Origin of the sequence: Delftia sp. ZNC0008 (assembly GCF_000799035.1) — a bacterium.
GTDB lineage: Bacteria > Pseudomonadota > Gammaproteobacteria > Burkholderiales > Burkholderiaceae_C > Comamonas > Comamonas tsuruhatensis.
In genome coordinates this window covers 1-14,339 of record NZ_JTKZ01000836.1, presented here as the reverse complement: position 1 = coordinate 14,339, position 14,339 = coordinate 1, and the positions used below count along the sequence as shown (strand labels likewise).

General features: G+C 68.5%; 15 protein-coding genes. 8 read left to right on the top strand and 7 right to left on the bottom strand.

From position 1 onward, the window contains the following. From L995_RS26770 to L995_RS26745, 6 genes are all read right to left on the bottom strand, one after another. Positions 1-1,692 (bottom strand): MFS transporter (locus tag L995_RS26770; protein ID WP_047474376.1); only part of this gene is annotated, 1,692 nt, incomplete at its 3' end. A 1-nt stretch (position 1,693) separates the two neighbouring features. Then, on the bottom strand, positions 1,694-2,242 hold the full coding sequence (locus L995_RS26765; RefSeq protein WP_016446240.1) for a TetR/AcrR family transcriptional regulator: 549 nt from the start codon (positions 2,240-2,242) through the stop codon (positions 1,694-1,696). Between the two features lie 105 nt (positions 2,243-2,347). Next, positions 2,348-3,265 (bottom strand): pseudouridine synthase, encoded by a 918-nt coding sequence (locus L995_RS26760; RefSeq protein WP_047474372.1) that lies wholly within the window; start codon positions 3,263-3,265, stop codon positions 2,348-2,350. Between the two features lie 12 nt (positions 3,266-3,277). Then, entirely contained in the window at positions 3,278-3,694 is a 417-nt protein-coding gene (locus tag L995_RS26755; RefSeq protein WP_047474369.1) for a putative toxin-antitoxin system toxin component, PIN family, read from the bottom strand. Continuing rightward, entirely contained in the window at positions 3,691-3,918 is a 228-nt protein-coding gene (locus L995_RS26750) for an AbrB/MazE/SpoVT family DNA-binding domain-containing protein (protein ID WP_047474373.1), read from the bottom strand. The genes L995_RS26755 and L995_RS26750 overlap by 4 nt, the downstream gene beginning before the upstream one ends. Before the next feature lie 64 nt (positions 3,919-3,982). Beyond that, positions 3,983-4,738, bottom strand: a complete 756-nt coding sequence (locus L995_RS26745) for a GntR family transcriptional regulator (RefSeq protein WP_017403845.1) — start codon at positions 4,736-4,738, stop codon at positions 3,983-3,985. Positions 4,739-4,876: 138 nt separating this feature from the next. Between L995_RS26745 and L995_RS26740 the strand changes: the two genes are divergently transcribed. The 8 genes from L995_RS26740 (at position 4,877) to tsaA (ending at position 14,048) form a co-directional block, all read left to right on the top strand. Continuing rightward, complete coding sequence (locus tag L995_RS26740) at positions 4,877-5,671, top strand: SDR family oxidoreductase (protein WP_047474367.1); 795 nt, start codon at positions 4,877-4,879, stop codon at positions 5,669-5,671. A 68-nt stretch (positions 5,672-5,739) separates the two neighbouring features. Further along, positions 5,740-6,672 carry a 3-keto-5-aminohexanoate cleavage protein gene (locus tag L995_RS26735; RefSeq protein ID WP_047474365.1) on the top strand — a complete coding sequence of 311 codons (933 nt, stop codon included), beginning with the start codon at positions 5,740-5,742 and terminating at the stop codon, positions 6,670-6,672. 46 nt (positions 6,673-6,718) lie between these two features. Then, entirely contained in the window at positions 6,719-7,597 is an 879-nt protein-coding gene (locus tag L995_RS26730) for an SMP-30/gluconolactonase/LRE family protein (protein ID WP_016446247.1), read from the top strand. A gap of 121 nt (positions 7,598-7,718) precedes the next feature. After that, complete coding sequence (locus L995_RS26725) at positions 7,719-9,038, top strand: MFS transporter (RefSeq protein ID WP_016451591.1); 1,320 nt, start codon at positions 7,719-7,721, stop codon at positions 9,036-9,038. A gap of 37 nt (positions 9,039-9,075) precedes the next feature. Then, positions 9,076-10,422, top strand: coding sequence for an MFS transporter (locus L995_RS26720; RefSeq protein ID WP_017403840.1), 1,347 nt, complete (start codon positions 9,076-9,078; stop codon positions 10,420-10,422). 147 nt (positions 10,423-10,569) lie between these two features. Continuing rightward, positions 10,570-12,852 (top strand): AsmA family protein, encoded by a 2,283-nt coding sequence (locus L995_RS26715; protein WP_047474363.1) that lies wholly within the window; start codon positions 10,570-10,572, stop codon positions 12,850-12,852. A 339-nt stretch (positions 12,853-13,191) separates the two neighbouring features. Next, a complete protein-coding gene (locus L995_RS26710; RefSeq protein ID WP_016446251.1) occupies positions 13,192-13,557 on the top strand; it encodes a winged helix-turn-helix domain-containing protein in 366 nt (121 codons plus the stop codon). Beyond that, positions 13,554-14,048, top strand: coding sequence for a tRNA (N6-threonylcarbamoyladenosine(37)-N6)-methyltransferase TrmO (tsaA, locus tag L995_RS26705; protein ID WP_047474361.1), 495 nt, complete (start codon positions 13,554-13,556; stop codon positions 14,046-14,048). The genes L995_RS26710 and tsaA overlap by 4 nt, the downstream gene beginning before the upstream one ends. A gap of 35 nt (positions 14,049-14,083) precedes the next feature. Here tsaA and L995_RS26700 read toward each other — a convergent pair. Continuing rightward, positions 14,084-14,339, bottom strand: a 256-nt coding sequence (locus tag L995_RS26700) for a hypothetical protein (RefSeq protein WP_047474359.1), incomplete at its 5' end; no start/stop codon positions are given.

Here is a 14,339-nt window from a genome sequence, read left to right as displayed (position 1 = left end):
ATCGGCAGCGGCGGCGCGCATGCGCTCCACGAAGGCGCGCTGGCGTGCGCGGCCGGCCAGGGCCAGCATCCACAGCAGGTAGAGCACGGCCACGCCGGCCGTGAGCGCGAACACGTCGTTGTAGGCGCGCACATTGGCCTCGCGGCGTGCCGCCTGCGCCAGCTGGGCCGTGCCCTGGGCCGCGCGCAGGGCCGGGTCGGCGATGACGCGGGCCAGGCTTTGCTGCTGCAGGCGCAGGCGGTCGGCCACGATGGGGTCGGTGGGATCGACGTCGGCCACGATGGCGGCCGAATACACCTGCTCGCGGTGCATCTGGTAGGTGCTCAGCAGGGCCGAGCCCATGAGCGCGCCCATGGCCTGCGTCATGGAGATGGTGACGATGGCCGTCAGCATGTAGTGCGCGCCGAACTTCAGGCCCTGCACCACGCCGATCAGCATCAGCGGCCCCATGAACAGGCCCGCGCCCACGGCCATGAGGAACTGGCTGCCGAAGAAGTCCTCGGGCCGGGCCAGGCTGGTGCGGCTGTGGTCCAGCCAGGCCGCCAGCGCGAACAGCACGATGGAGCCCACGATCTGCTTGCCCATGTTCTCCAGCCCGAAGGTCAGCGCCGACACGGCAATGCCCGCGATGGTGCCCAGCAGGATGACGATGAACAGCGGCTGCATCTGGTCCACCGTCATGCCCAGCATGCGCTGCATGCCGATCACGCCATAGGTCTGCTCGGTGGTCAGAAAGCGCAGCAGCAGCGCACCGATCACGAAGCGCACCGTGGGCGCCAGCACGAACCAGCGCGTCTGCAGCATGGGGTTGCGACGGTGGTGCTCGATGTACAGCGCCACGCTCAGCAGGACGATGGAGCCGATCAGCATCCAGGCCAGCCAGGGCGTGTCCAGCCACCAGTGGTTGTAGCCCTGCACCAGCACGGAGATCAGCAGGCCCACGCCGGGCACCATGAGGAAGAAGGTCAGGAAGTCCAGCCGCTCGAAGCTGCGGATATGCACGCCCGGCGGCAGCTTGAGCACCACCACGCCCGCGAACGAGATCAGGGCCAGGCCGGCCTCGAACAGATAGAGGTTGTGCCACTCGCTGTTGAACAGCAGGCCCGGCGACAGGATCCAGGCCAGCGGCGTGGCGATCTGCCCCAGCCCCACGCCGATGACCAGCATCTTGAGCACATGCTTGCGCGGCGCGGCCTGCAGCATGTAGAGCGTGCCCAGCGTGCTGCAGGTGGCGCCCGCCAGGCCGCTGGCCGCGCGCAGCATGAGCAGGCTGGTGTAGCTGCCCAGCACCAGGTGCAGCAGCGTCAGCAGCGCATACAGGCCCAGGCCGATCTCGGCGAACAGCCGCATGCCGAACTGCTGGCGGAACTTGTAGACCAGCAAATTGGCCGTCATGTTGAGCATGACGTAGGCGCCGGTCAGCCAGGCGGCCTCGGAAGACGTCAGCCCCATCTGCCCCTGGATGGTGGGCAGGTTGGCCGTGAACAGTGCATTGCCCAGGCCGCCCGTCAGCGCCACCAGCACGGCGATCAGGCCATAGGCGGCGCGCACGGCCGGCTGGTGCAGCGGCATGGACGGCGAGCCCGGCAGGCTGGGCTTCTCGTGCTCTTCCCAGTCCGGCGGGGGCTTGAGGTAGACGACGGGGGGCGACGGGGGCAGCACGGGCCCCGGTGGAGTGGGTGTGGTGGCCATGTCAGGCCTTCAGGCCTTGCCAGACGATCTGCAGCGCCTTGCGCGCCAGTGTGCGCCGCTGCTGCGGCGTCTCGCCGCGCAGCGAGGCGCCCAGCATGCCGAAGACCAGGGACAGCTCGGCCTGCGTCAGCGGCTGGCGGCAATGGCCACAGGCCACGGCCCGGTCCATGGCCGGCCGAAAGATCTGCCACATGGCAACGCGGGCCTGGGCGATGACCTCGTCGCCGCGCTCCACGGTGCGCCAGTAATCGGTGATGGGGGCCGAGACCGCAATGCGCTCGGCCAGGCGCGACAGCAGCTTGTAGAAGGCATCGTCGTCCTCGGCCATGGCTTCGGCCGCGCTGCGCATGCTGTCCAGCGAACGCTCCAGCAGCGCCAGCATCAGCGCACGCCGGTCAGGAAACTGCCGGTACAGCGTGGCGCGGCCGACCTCGGCGCGCTCGACCACCAGGTCCAGCGGCGCGGTCACGCCATGCTCGGAAAACACGGCATCGGCCGCGTCCAGCAGCTGGGCGCGGCGGATATCGGCACTGGGTCTTTTGGAAGTCATGCGGACAATTATCGGACAAAGTTGTCCGTTAAATGTCCGCAGCCGGCCTATCCCATGGCGGGGCCATGGGCAAAAAACCAACGGTTTCCGGCAGCGGCAAGGCCTCTACAGGTCGGTCAGCGGCAGCAGCTGGCGGCGGCTGTCAAAGCGCCGCGACTGGCCGTCCAGAGGATCGGTGAAGGCCAGGCTGCGCGCCAGCAGCTGCAGCGGGCGCGAGTAGTCGCCCTCGGGCATGTCATGCACTTCGGGATAGAAGCCGTCGCCCCACAGCGGCAGGCCCAGGGCGGCCATGTGCACGCGCAGCTGGTGGCGCTTGCCGCTTTCGGGCTCCAGCCGGTAGCGTGCCCAGCGGCCGTGCTGCTCCAGCACCTGCATGTGGGTGCGGGTGTTGGGCGTGCCGGCCACCTCGTGCATGCGAAAGAAATGGCCGCTTTCCTCCATGCGGCTTTCATGCGTGCGCGGGAAAACCACGTCCTCGCGCCAGGGCGCGACGGCCTCGTAGGTCTTGTGGATGGCGCGGTCGCGGAACAGCGCCTGGTAGATGCCGCGCGTGGCGCGCTGCACCGAAAACACCACCAGCCCCGCCGTGTCGCGGTCGATGCGGTGGATGGGCGACAGCTCGGGCAGGTCGAACTCGCGCTTGAGCCGCACCAGCAGCGTCTGCTGCAGGTACTTGCCGGCCGGCACCACGGGCAGGAAATGCGGCTTGTCGGCCACCAGCAGATGCGCGTCGCGGTGGAGGACCTCGGCCTCGAAGGGGATGGGCGGCTCGGACTGCAGCTCGCGGTAGTAGTAGTAGCGCAGGCCCGGCGCAAACGCCGTGCCTGCATGGGCGGCACGACCGTGCTCGTCCACCACTTCTTCCTGCGCCATGCGCCGCAGCCAATCCTCGCGCGCGACGGCCGGCAGGCGCTCGGCCAGAAAATCGATCAGCAACCCGCCGCCCTGGCTGGGCAGCACCACGCAGCTGGGGCTGACGCCGTCGCGTATGGGAAGAACCTTGGGGTCGTGGGCGTTGTGCATGGATTCCTGCCCTCAGCGCTTGTGCAGCGCTGCCCACTCATCGGGCGTCACGATCAGGCCGGGAAAGCTGTCTCGCAGCGCCAGAAGGTCGCCGTCGCCGGTGATGAGCGCCTGGGCCCGGCCCACATGCGCCAGCACCAGGAACACCTGGTCCTTGTCGTCCCGGCACAGCGGCAATGCAGGCCAGGGCTGCGGCAGTGTGACGACATCGGCCCAGGGCAGGAAATCCTCCAGCAAGGCCTGTTGCTCGGCCGTTGACAGCTTGAACTTCGGGTAGGCGAGCACACGCAGCAATTCGCTGGCCGTTTCCCTGCAGACCAGGGGCTGCAACTGCTGGTGCTGCCAGGTCCGGCGTATCCACGCAAGGCGGCCGGAAGTGAACAGCAATGCCGAGAGCACGACGTTGGTGTCCAGGACGACACGCATCATTTGCGCGCCCAGGAGGTCGCCTCCTGCACATCCTCTTCGGTGATGCCCATCTGCTGCAGCTTGTCGCGGACGGCCTGTGCGCGCTGGACACGCTGCAGGTGCACGGGCGTGAGCACGATGCGGCCGTTTTCCACAGCCACCTCGAAATACTCTGCGGCCTCCACCTCGGACACCACGGCCTTGGGCAGGGTGATCTGGTTCTTCGACGTCAATTTGGCAAGCATGGCCGGCTCCTGCAAATCAGAGAAAACACGGAAATCTTACTTCCTTACTTCATTCCTCTGCGGCTCACCGGCTTTCTTCACCTGGGGAGGCTGGCCCGCTCAGTCCACTCACGCCGTTCAACCCGCTGTCCGCCGTCACCAGCACGCCCGCCGAAACGATGTAGTCGGCCGCGCTTTCGATGTCGCCGCGCAGCGCCTCCTTGGCGGCTGGCGCATCGCCGCGACGCAGGGCCTCGACCAGGCGCGCGTGGTGGCCGACCGCCACCTGTTCGCTCACGCGGCGCGAGCCCGAGCGCATGTCGTGGTTGAGGATGGGGCCTATGCGCAGCCACAGCGCCTCGATCATCTGCAGCAGCATGGGCATGCCGGCCGCGCTGTAGACGGCGAAGTGGAAATCCTTGTTGAAGGCGATGAGCCGCGCGCCGTCCGGCGAGGCGCTGGCCATCTCGGCCGCAAAGCGGTCCTGCAGGGCGGCGATGCGTTCCAGCCCGGCGGCCGGCAGTTGCCGTGCCGCCTGCTCCGTGGCCAGGCCTTCGAGGTTGACGCGGATGCGGGTGATCTCGCGGAAGGCGCTTTCCGTCATCAAGGGCACGCGCAGCGCGCGGTTGGGCGTGAGTTCCAGCGCCTGCTCGGCCACCAGCCGGTGCACGGCCTCGCGCACGGGCATGACGCTGACGCCCAGCGCGCTGGCCGTGGTGCGCAGCGAGATCTGCTCGCCCGGAATCATCTGGCCCGTGATCAGCAATTCCCTGAGCTGTGCATAGACATCGCTGCTGAGGGTCTGCCGTTTGAGTGGGGTGACTAGTTCGTTGATGGCCATGGCGGCGATGGTAGCGCGGCGCCGCCGCTGTCATGCCTCATAGGGTATTCACCATATTTGATCTGTGATCACAGATACAAAATCCAAACCCAACCCGAATCCCTTTCACCTTTGTTTGAGTTCCCAAGGAGTCCCCGCATGTGGAAAAACGATCTTCTGGCCGGCCAGCGCGTCCTGGTGACGGCGGGCGCCGCCGGAATCGGCCTGGAAATCAGCCGCGCCTTTGCCGAGGCCGGCGCGCGCGTCATGGTCTGTGACGTGGCCCAGGCCAGCCTGGATGCGCTGGCTGCCGCCATGCCCGGCGCCAGCGGCCGTCTTGCCGATGTGTCGGATGCCTTGCAGGTGCAGGCCCTGTTCAAGGCCGTGGACAACGAGTTGGGCGGCCTGGACATCCTCGTCAACAACGCCGGGGTGGCCGGCCCCACGGGCGCGGTGGAGACGCTGGAGCTGGCCGACTGGCAGCGCACGCTGGATGTGAACATCACCGGCGCCTTCCTGTGCACGCGGCTGGCCGTGCCCCGGCTTCGGCAATCGGCACGCGAGGGCCGGCAGGCGGCCATCGTCAACCTGTCTTCGGCGGCAGGCCACCTGGGCATGCCGGGCCGCTCGGCCTATTCGGCGTCCAAGTGGGCCGTGATCGGTTTCACCAAGTCGCTGGCGCTGGAGCTGGGCGCCGACGGCATCCGGGTGAACGCCATCCTGCCGGGCGCCGTGGACGGCCCGCGCATCCGCGACGTGATTGCCGCCAAGGCGCAGGCGCGCGGCCTGCCGCTGGAAGACGTCACGCGCAGCTACACGCACCAGGCCGCGCTGGGCCGCATGGCCACGGCGCGCGACATTGCCAACATGGCCGTGTTTGCCGCCAGCCCGCTGGCCGGCCATGTCACGGGCCAGGAGCTGGCCGTCGATGGGCTGACCCAGGCGCTGAGCTGAGCGCCCTCTCCTCGTCCTCCCCCCACCTCTACTCCTCTCGCCTTTTTCACCGTTCGCAAGGACCTTCCATGGCCACCCGCACCAAAGCCATCATCACCTGCGCGCCCACGGGCGCCATCCACACGCCCAGCATGTCGCCCCACCTGCCGGTGACGGCCGAGCAGATTGCCCGCGCCGCCATCGATGCCGCCGAGGCCGGCGCCGCCATCGTGCACCTGCATGCCCGTGATCCCCGCGACGGACGCCCTTCGCAGGACCCTGAGCTGTTCCGCCCCTTTCTCAGGGCGATCCGTGCCGAGTGCGATGCCATCGTCAACATCACCACGGGCGGCAGCCCGCACATGACGGTGCCAGAGCGCATGCGGCCCGTGACCGAGTTCCAGCCCGAGCTGGCCTCGCTGAACATGGGCTCGATGAACTTCGGCCTGTTCCCCATGCTGGAGCGCTTCCCGAACCTGGAACACGCCTGGGAGCGCGAGCACCTGGAAAACAGCCGCAACCTGGTCTTCAAGAACACCTTTGCCGATATCGAAGGCATCCTGCGGCTGGGCCAGGCCCAGGGCACGCGATTCGAATTCGAGTGCTACGACATCAGCCACCTGCACAACCTGGCGCATTTCGTGGACCGGGGGCTGGTGCAGGGGCCCGTGTTCGTGCAGTCGGTGTTCGGCATCCTGGGCGGCATCGGCGGCCACCCGGAGGACCTGATGCACATGCGCCGCACGGCCGACCGCCTGCTGGGCAGCAACTACCAGTGGTCCATCCTGGGCGCCGGGCGCAACCAGCTGCCGCTGGCCACCATGGGCGCGGCCATGGGCTCGCATGTGCGCGTGGGGCTGGAAGACTCTCTGTGGATAGGCCCGGGCCAGCTGGCGACCTCCAGCGCCGAGCAGGTGCGCCGCATCCGCACCGTGCTCGAGGCCCTGAATGTCGACGTCGCCACGCCTGACGAGGCGCGCAGCATGCTGGGCCTCAAGGGTGCGGCCAACGTGGCCTTCTGAACCGCCTTCCCGGGCCAGCCCCCATGCCACAAAACAGGAGACTCCCATGCAGATCGATATCGTCGCCGACCTCAAGACCACGCTGGGCGAAGGCCCGCTGTGGGACGTCGGGCAGCAGCGCCTGTACTGGATAGACAGCTTCGACGGCCGCATCTTCCGCTGCACGGCCGACGGGCGGGAACTGCGCGCCTGGGAAGTCGGCCAGAAGATTGGCTCCATGGCACTGCGCCGCGACGGCCGCTCGGCCCTGGTGGCGCTGCACGGCGGCGTGCACACGCTGGACCTGGAAAGCGGCGAGCTGGAGCTGGTCGTCGCCCCAGAGTCCCACCTTCCCGGCAACCGGCTCAACGACGGCAAGGTGGACCGGCAGGGCCGCTTCGTCTTCGGCTCCATGGACACCCTGGAGGAGCAGCCTTCGGCACGGCTGTACCGGCTGGACACGGACCTGAGCCTGCATGTGCTGGACGAGGGCATCATCTGCTCGAACGGCCCGTGCTGGAGCCCGGACGGCACGACGCTCTATTTCTCGGACACGTGGAGCGGCGAGATCCGGGCCTACGACTACGACACGGCCACGGGCCATGCCAGCGGCCGCCGGACCTTTGCCCCGGTCGACACCAGCGGTGGCGGCGCGGCCGACGGGGCCACGGTCGATGCCGAAGGCTGCCTGTGGCAGGCCCTGGTGTACGCGGGCCAGCTGGTGCGCTACACGCCGGACGGCCGGGTGGACCGGGTGATAGAGATGCCGGTGCGCAAGGTGACCAGCGTGATGTTCGGCGGGCCCGGGCTCGACACGCTGTACGTCACCTCCATGGGCAAGCCGCCGTTGCCGCGTTTCCCGGGCGACGGCCAGTCCCGTGGCGCGCTGTTCGCCGTCAAGGGGCTGGGCGTGCGTGGCCTGCCCGAGCAGCGCTTCGGCGCCTGAGCACGGAGCCGGGCATGCAGGCCCGGAGCCTTCGCACCGCGAAGCCGCCCGCCCCGCGAAGCGGCGCCTTCATCCACACAACAATGAAACGGCACCCACCGCTGGTGCCCGGGAGACCGCCATGGCCCAGGCCCCGCGCGCTTCGCTGCGCCAGATCCACCGTTATTCATGGGTATCCCTGCTGGTCTGCTGGCTGATCTGGGTCCTGAATGCCTACGACCGCGAGATCGTGCTGCGGCTGGGGCCGACCATCTCCCGGCACTTCGGCCTGTCGGCCGACGAATGGGGCACGGTGGCCACCATCGTGATGCTGGCCCTGGCCGTGCTGGACATTCCCGGCGCGATCTGGAGCGACCGCTACGGCGCAGGCTGGAAGCGCGCACGCTTTCAGGTGCCGCTGGTGCTGGGCTATACGGCGCTGTCGTTCGCCTCGGGCTTCAAGGCGCTGAGCGGCAGCCTGGCGGGCTTCGTGGCGCTGCGCGTCGGCGTCAACCTGGGCGCCGGCTGGGGCGAGCCCGTGGGCGTGAGCAATACCGCCGAGTGGTGGCCGGTGGAGCGGCGCGGCTTCGCGCTGGGCGCCCACCACACGGGCTATCCGGTGGGCGCCATGCTCAGCGGCCTGGTCGCCGGCTTTGTGCTGTACGCCTTCGGCGAGGAGAACTGGCGCTATGTGTTCTTTGTCGCGCTGGTCGTCGCCATCCCGCTGATGTGGTTCTGGGCGCGCTACTCCACGCCGCAGAAGATGGAACTGCTGTATGCCGACATCGCCGCCCGGGGCATGACCCCGCCGCAGGCCAGCGTGGCGGCGCAGGTGGAAAAAGGCCAGGCCTGGCGCACCCTGCGCAGCACGCTGGCCAACCGCAGCATCGCCCTGACGGCTGGAAACACCCTGCTCACGCAGGTGGTCTACATGGGCATCAACGTGGTGCTGCCCGCCTACCTCTACAACATCATGGGCCTGTCGCTGGCCGAATCGGCAGGCATGAGCGTGGTGTTCACGCTCACCGGCATCCTGGGCCAGCTGGTCTGGCCGGCTCTGTCGGACGTGATCGGGCGCCGCGTCACCCTGGTGATCTGCGGCCTGTGGATGGCCGCCAGCGTGGGCGCCTTCTACTTCGCCGACACCATGGCCCTGGTCGTGGTGATGCAGCTGCTGTTCGGCCTGGTCGCCAATGCGGTCTGGCCCATCTACTACGCGGTGGCCTCGGACTGCGCCCAGCCTGCGGCCACCTCCACGGCCAACGGAATCATCACCACCGCCATGTTCGTGGGCGGCGGCATCGCGCCCGTGCTGATGGGCAGCCTGATCTCCCTGGGCGGCGGCTGGACCAGCCCCGGCGGCTATGCCCTGTGCTTCCTGGTCATGGCCGGCTGCGCGCTGGGCGGCGTGGCCCTGCAGCTGGGCACGCGCGGCAACGCCGCCTCCACCGCCACCGCCTGACTCCGCTTTCATCCACCCATCTTTCCAAGGATTTGCCATGGTCCATCACCCATCGCCCTCCCCTGTTCACGCGCCGCCCGCACGGCCGCAGCCTGCCGCCGGCGACAGGCAGTCGCTGCTCAACGCCCGCATCTTCCGCAGGCTGATGCCGCTGCTGGTGCTGTCCTATGTGATCAGCTTCATAGACCGCACCAATATCGCGCTGGCCAAGTCGCACATCGAGGTGGACCTGGGCATCTCGGCGGCCGCCTACGGCCTGGGCGCGGGGCTGTTCTTCCTGAGCTACGCCCTGCTGGAAGTGCCCAGCAACCTCATCATGCACAGGGTGGGCGCGCGCTTTTGGATCACCCGGATCATGGTGACCTGGGGCCTGCTGTCGGCCGGCATGGCCTTCATCACCGGAGAGACCTCGTTCTACGTGATGCGCGTGCTGCTGGGCGCGGCCGAGGCGGGGCTGTTCCCCGGCGTGATGCTGTACCTGACCTACTGGTTCGGCCGCGAGGAACGGGCCCGCGCCATCGGCTACTTCCTGCTGGGCGTGTGCATTGCCAACATCCTCAGCGGCCCCGTGGGCGGCGCGCTGCTGCAGATGGACGGTTTCCTGGGCTGGCACGGCTGGCAGTGGATGTTCGTGATCGAGGGCCTGCCCGCCGTGGCCCTGGCCTGGGTGGTCTGGAAGAAGCTGCCAGACGGCCCGGCAAGCGCGCCCTGGCTGACGGCCGCCGAATCGCGCGAGGTACTGCAACGCCTGCAGGCCGAGCAGGACCAGCAGGCCAGCGCCGGCCAGGTGGGCCACTCGCTCCGGGACTGCCTGCGCGACCGCCAGATCTGGCTGGCCATCCTTGTCTACTTCTGCCACCAGATCAGCATCTACACGGTGATCTTCTTCCTGCCCGGCATCATCGGCACCTACGGCCAGCTCTCGCCGCTGCAGATCGGCACGCTCAACTCCGTGCCCTGGATTGCAGCGGCCATCGGTGCGGCCTGGCTGCCGCGCTTTGCCACCCACCCGCAGCGCTGCCGGCGCATGCTGCTGGCGGGCCTGGGCACCATGGCTGCAGGCCTGCTGCTGGCGGCGCTGGCGGGCAAGGCCTCGCCCGCGCTGGGGCTGCTGGGTTTCAGCCTGACGGCGCTGATGTTCTTCGTGGTGCAGTCCGTCGTCTTCCTGTTCCCGGCTTCGCGGCTGGCGGGTGCGGGGCTGGCGGGCGGCATTGCCCTGGTCAATACCTGCGGACTGGTGGGCGGCTTCATCGGCCCCACGGTGATGGGGATGATCGAACAGGCCACGGGCAGCACCCGCAACGGCCTGTTCATCATGGCGGGCCTGCTGGTGGTGGCCGCCCTGGCATCCACCCGGCTGCGCCAGGGCCAGGAGACACGGTGATGACAGCGCTTTTGCCACGGCAGGCCGCGCTGTAGGCCAATCTCCTGTATGCGGGCCTGCCGGCTGCCCGCCAGCGCGTCCCGGACCTTGGCAAGCGGTTTTGCGGCGCTAGGATGGACCGAACACCATTTAGCGGCCCCCTGCGCCATGACCGACACAGCGACCGACAGCTCCCCCACGCCGGCCTCCAAGCCCACACCCCGCCCGCCGCGCCGCCGCTGGCTGCGCATCCTCGTGTGGATGGTCTCGGCACTGGTGCTGCTGCTGGCGCTGGTCGTGGTCCTGATTGCCACCTATGACTGGAACCGCGCCAGGCCCTGGATCAATGAGCGCGTCAGTGAAAGCACCGGCCGGCATTTCGCGATTGAAGGCGACCTGCGGGTGCAATGGAACTGGCCCCAGCCCCTGGACCAGGGCTGGCGTCACTGGATTCCTGGCGTCACCGTCCAGGCCGAGCAGCTGACGCTGGGCCAGCCCGAAGGCTGGCAGGTGGAGCAGGAGCCGGCCAAGGGCAGTGGCGAGCTGCCTGCCCTGCCTGCGCCGCCCGACCAGTTGAACAAGGGCCGCCTGCCCGAGGAGAAAGCCAAGGAACAGCCCAGGGGAAAGGCGAAGGACAAGGGCACGGACAAGGACGAAGGCAAGGACAAGGACTCGCAGGCCAGCCCTTCCGCGCCCAGTATCGACAGCGACAGCATCGTCCTGGCCGACGAGAAAATGGCCCCTCCCCCGCGCGACGCCGCCACCATGGCCACGGCAGCCCGCGCCACGGCCAGCCTGCGGCTGTGGCCGCTGCTGGGCCGGCACGTGCTGCTGGACCATCTGCAGCTCGAAGGGCCTGACCTGGTCTTTGCACGGCGCAAGGACGGCAGCAACAACTGGACTTTCAAGCGCCCCGAGTCCACCGGTCCGCGCTGGCGCTTCCAAGTGACGCAATTGAGCCTGCGCGGCGGCCTGGTGGGCTGGAGCGATGGCGTGCGCCAGATGGCGGTGCGCGCACGCCTGGACAGCCTTGTACGGCCGCCCAGTCCAGACTTTCCGTATGGCATGCGCGTCGGCCTGACCGGCCGCATCGCCAAGGCCACGGTCGAGGCCCAGGGCCTCATCGGGCCCGTGCTGGACCTGCAAAGCGAGCAGGCACGCTTTCCGGTCAAGCTGTGGGCCCATGCGGGCAGCCTGCGCGCACGGGCCGAGGGCATTCTCGACAATCCCAGGGCACTCAAGGGCATGGACCTGCAGGTGCACCTGCGCGGCTCCAGCATGGCCGACCTGTTCCCACTGACCGGCCTGCTGCTGCCGCGTACACCGCCCTTCGACACCAACGGCCATCTGGTCGGCAGCCTGCAGCCCGGCCGCGCCGAGTGGGACTACGAAAACTTCGAGGGCCGCGTGGGCCAGAGCGATCTGCGCGGCTCGCTGCATTACGCATCCGGCAAGCCCCGGCCCAAGCTCAGCGGCGAGCTGGCATCGCGCAAGCTGCGCCTGGCCGACCTGGGGCCGGTGGTAGGAGCACCGTCCACCAGGCAGGACCAGAAAAGCCGGCAGGCGGCCAGCGGCAAGACCCTGCCCACGCAGCGCTTCGACACGAGCAAGTGGAATGCCATGGATATGGATGTGCACTTCCAGAGTGACCGCATCGAGCGTCCCCAGGCCCTGCCCATCGAGAACTTCAGCGTACATGCCGTTATGGACAACGGTGTGCTGCGCCTGGCGCCGCTGCGCTTCGGCATGGCCAAGGGCAAGCTGGACCTGCAGGCCATGGTGGACAGCGGCGCCAAGCCGCCCAAGGCCAACCTCCAGGGCAAGGTCCAGGGGCTGCAGCTGTCGGCCCTGTTCCCCGAGATCGAATTGATGAAGAAAAGCCTGGGCAGCATGGATGGCGCCATCGCCCTGGAGGGCCGAGGCCAGTCCATGGCCGAATGGCTGGGCACCAGCTCCGGCGACATGCGCCTGTATGTGCGCGACGGGCGCTTCAGCAAGCAACTGCTGGACCTGGCCGCGCTCAACCTGGGCAGCGTGGTGGTGACCAAGCTGTTCGGTGCCGACAAGGAAGTCCAGCTCAACTGCGCCGTGGCCGACCTGTCCGTGCAGAACGGCCTGGCACGCACGCGCAACGTCAAGTTGGCGACGCCGGAGGCGATCGTGGAGGCCACAGGCCAGATCAGCCTGGCGCAGGAGACCATGGATCTGCACATCAAGCCCGAATCGCTGAAGTGGAAGTTCTTCTCGCTGCGCACGCCCCTGTATGTGCGCGGCAGCTTCGCCAACCCCAAGGTGGGCGTGGAGCCCGGCCCGCTGCTGCTGCGTGCGGGCGCGGCCGTGGCCGCCGCCGTGGTGGCACCCGCCGCCCTGGCCCTGGTGCCGCTGACGGTGCCGGCTGCCGAGGAAGATGCGCAATGCCAGCGCCTGCTGGCAGACGCCGGCAAGAAGTAGGAAGGCCTGCCCGGCCTTCAGCTGCAGCGCGCCCTGGGAACGCCACGAACGGCCGTCCCCAGGCGCTGGCCAGCAAGACCATGATCACCGCGCGCCTATGTGAGCCGGGGCTTTGGCCTGCGTGCAGTCTGGCAAGAGTGGCAACGCCGACCGTGCGAGCCATCAGTACCATGAGGGCCACAGCCGTTGCGAACGGCGGCGGCGCACAGCGCATATGACCCGCCCCGCTGTAGCAGGCCATGCATTGCGTATTTCCCCTTAGCCCCATCGCGGCGCAGACCGTTGATTTCGCTTAACCTTCGCCGTTAACCCGCTTTTGCCGTGCCCAGCCCTTCTCCCATGTCCTCCAAAGTCCAGTTCCGCCTGCGCGTATACAACGACAGCACCATTGCCATCGGACCCGGCAAGGTGCAGTTGCTCGAATCCATCGCCGAGGCGGGCTCCATCTCGGCCGCAGCCCGTTCGCTGGGCATGTCGTACCGGCGCGCCTGGGTGCTCGTGGACGAGATGAACCGCGCGCTGCAGACGCCGGCCGTCAACACCAGCGCAGGCGGCGCCCATGGCGGCGGCGCCTCGCTCACGGCCACGGGCGAGGCCATCGTCAGGCATTACCGCTCCATAGAAACCACGTCGCGCATGGCGGCTGCGGCCGATATCGCAGCGCTGACGCGTCTGCTCAATCCCCAGGGCACCGCCAGCGCATGAGCGATGCCGCCGCGCAAGCCATAGGCTGCCGCCCCATCGGCCATGTGCGCAGCCGCTTCACCGATCCGGTGGGCATGCCCATACAGACGGCAGGCGCGGCCGACGAGGCAGGCCGCGTGGAGCTGCTGCCCGAGTTCGAGGCCGGGCTGCGCGACATCGAAGGCTTTGACTACCTGATCCTCATCACCCACCTGCACCAGGCCGTGGAAAGGCTGGAAGTCGTGCCCTTCATGGACGACAGCAGCCACGGCGTGTTCGCCACGCGCGCCCCGGCGCGGCCCAACCGGCTGGGCCTGTCCATCGTGCGTCTGGTGCGGCGCGAAGGACTGCTGCTGCATTTCCTGGGCAACGACATGCTCGACGGCACGCCCGTGCTCGACATCAAGCCCTACGTGCCCAGGCTGGACGTGCGCCAGACCGAGCGCATAGGCTGGTTCGGCAAGCGTATCGACCAGATGCCCGACATCCGCGCCGACGCCCGCATGGCCTGAGCCTGCTTCGGCAGCCGCAGCAACGGCAACAGCCCTCAGTGGAAATTGCGGCTCGCCACGCCGGCGCCGCCCAGGCGGCCCAGCCAGCGGCTCATGTCGCGGGCGCGGTGCACGATGAGATGGCGCACGGCGGGCACCTCCTGGCTGGCCTGCTCTGCAGGCACTGACTCGCCGCAGTCCTTGCCGCCGCCCCAGTCCGAGCTGCTTTGCCAGATGCCCTCGACCGCCAGCAGCCGCGCGCCCAGCAAGGGCTCGCCCCAGCGCGTGACGGTATCGGGCCAGACCACGCGG

Excerpts from the sequence above, each read along its gene's own strand:
- L995_RS26765 (WP_016446240.1), bottom strand. The coding sequence starts at position 2,242 with ATGACTTCCAAAAGACCCAGTGCCGATATCCGCCGCGCCCAGCTGCTG.
- L995_RS26760 (WP_047474372.1), bottom strand. The coding sequence starts at position 3,265 with ATGCACAACGCCCACGACCCCAAGGTTCTTCCCATACGCGACGGCGTC.
- L995_RS26755 (WP_047474369.1), bottom strand. The coding sequence starts at position 3,694 with ATGATGCGTGTCGTCCTGGACACCAACGTCGTGCTCTCGGCATTGCTG.
- L995_RS26750 (WP_047474373.1), bottom strand. The coding sequence starts at position 3,918 with ATGCTTGCCAAATTGACGTCGAAGAACCAGATCACCCTGCCCAAGGCC.
- L995_RS26745 (WP_017403845.1), bottom strand. The coding sequence starts at position 4,738 with ATGGCCATCAACGAACTAGTCACCCCACTCAAACGGCAGACCCTCAGC.
- L995_RS26740 (WP_047474367.1), top strand. The coding sequence starts at position 4,877 with ATGTGGAAAAACGATCTTCTGGCCGGCCAGCGCGTCCTGGTGACGGCG.
- L995_RS26735 (WP_047474365.1), top strand. The coding sequence starts at position 5,740 with ATGGCCACCCGCACCAAAGCCATCATCACCTGCGCGCCCACGGGCGCC.
- L995_RS26730 (WP_016446247.1), top strand. The coding sequence starts at position 6,719 with ATGCAGATCGATATCGTCGCCGACCTCAAGACCACGCTGGGCGAAGGC.
- L995_RS26725 (WP_016451591.1), top strand. The coding sequence starts at position 7,719 with ATGGCCCAGGCCCCGCGCGCTTCGCTGCGCCAGATCCACCGTTATTCA.
- L995_RS26720 (WP_017403840.1), top strand. The coding sequence starts at position 9,076 with ATGGTCCATCACCCATCGCCCTCCCCTGTTCACGCGCCGCCCGCACGG.
- L995_RS26715 (WP_047474363.1), top strand. The coding sequence starts at position 10,570 with ATGACCGACACAGCGACCGACAGCTCCCCCACGCCGGCCTCCAAGCCC.
- L995_RS26710 (WP_016446251.1), top strand. The coding sequence starts at position 13,192 with ATGTCCTCCAAAGTCCAGTTCCGCCTGCGCGTATACAACGACAGCACC.
- tsaA (WP_047474361.1), top strand. The coding sequence starts at position 13,554 with ATGAGCGATGCCGCCGCGCAAGCCATAGGCTGCCGCCCCATCGGCCAT.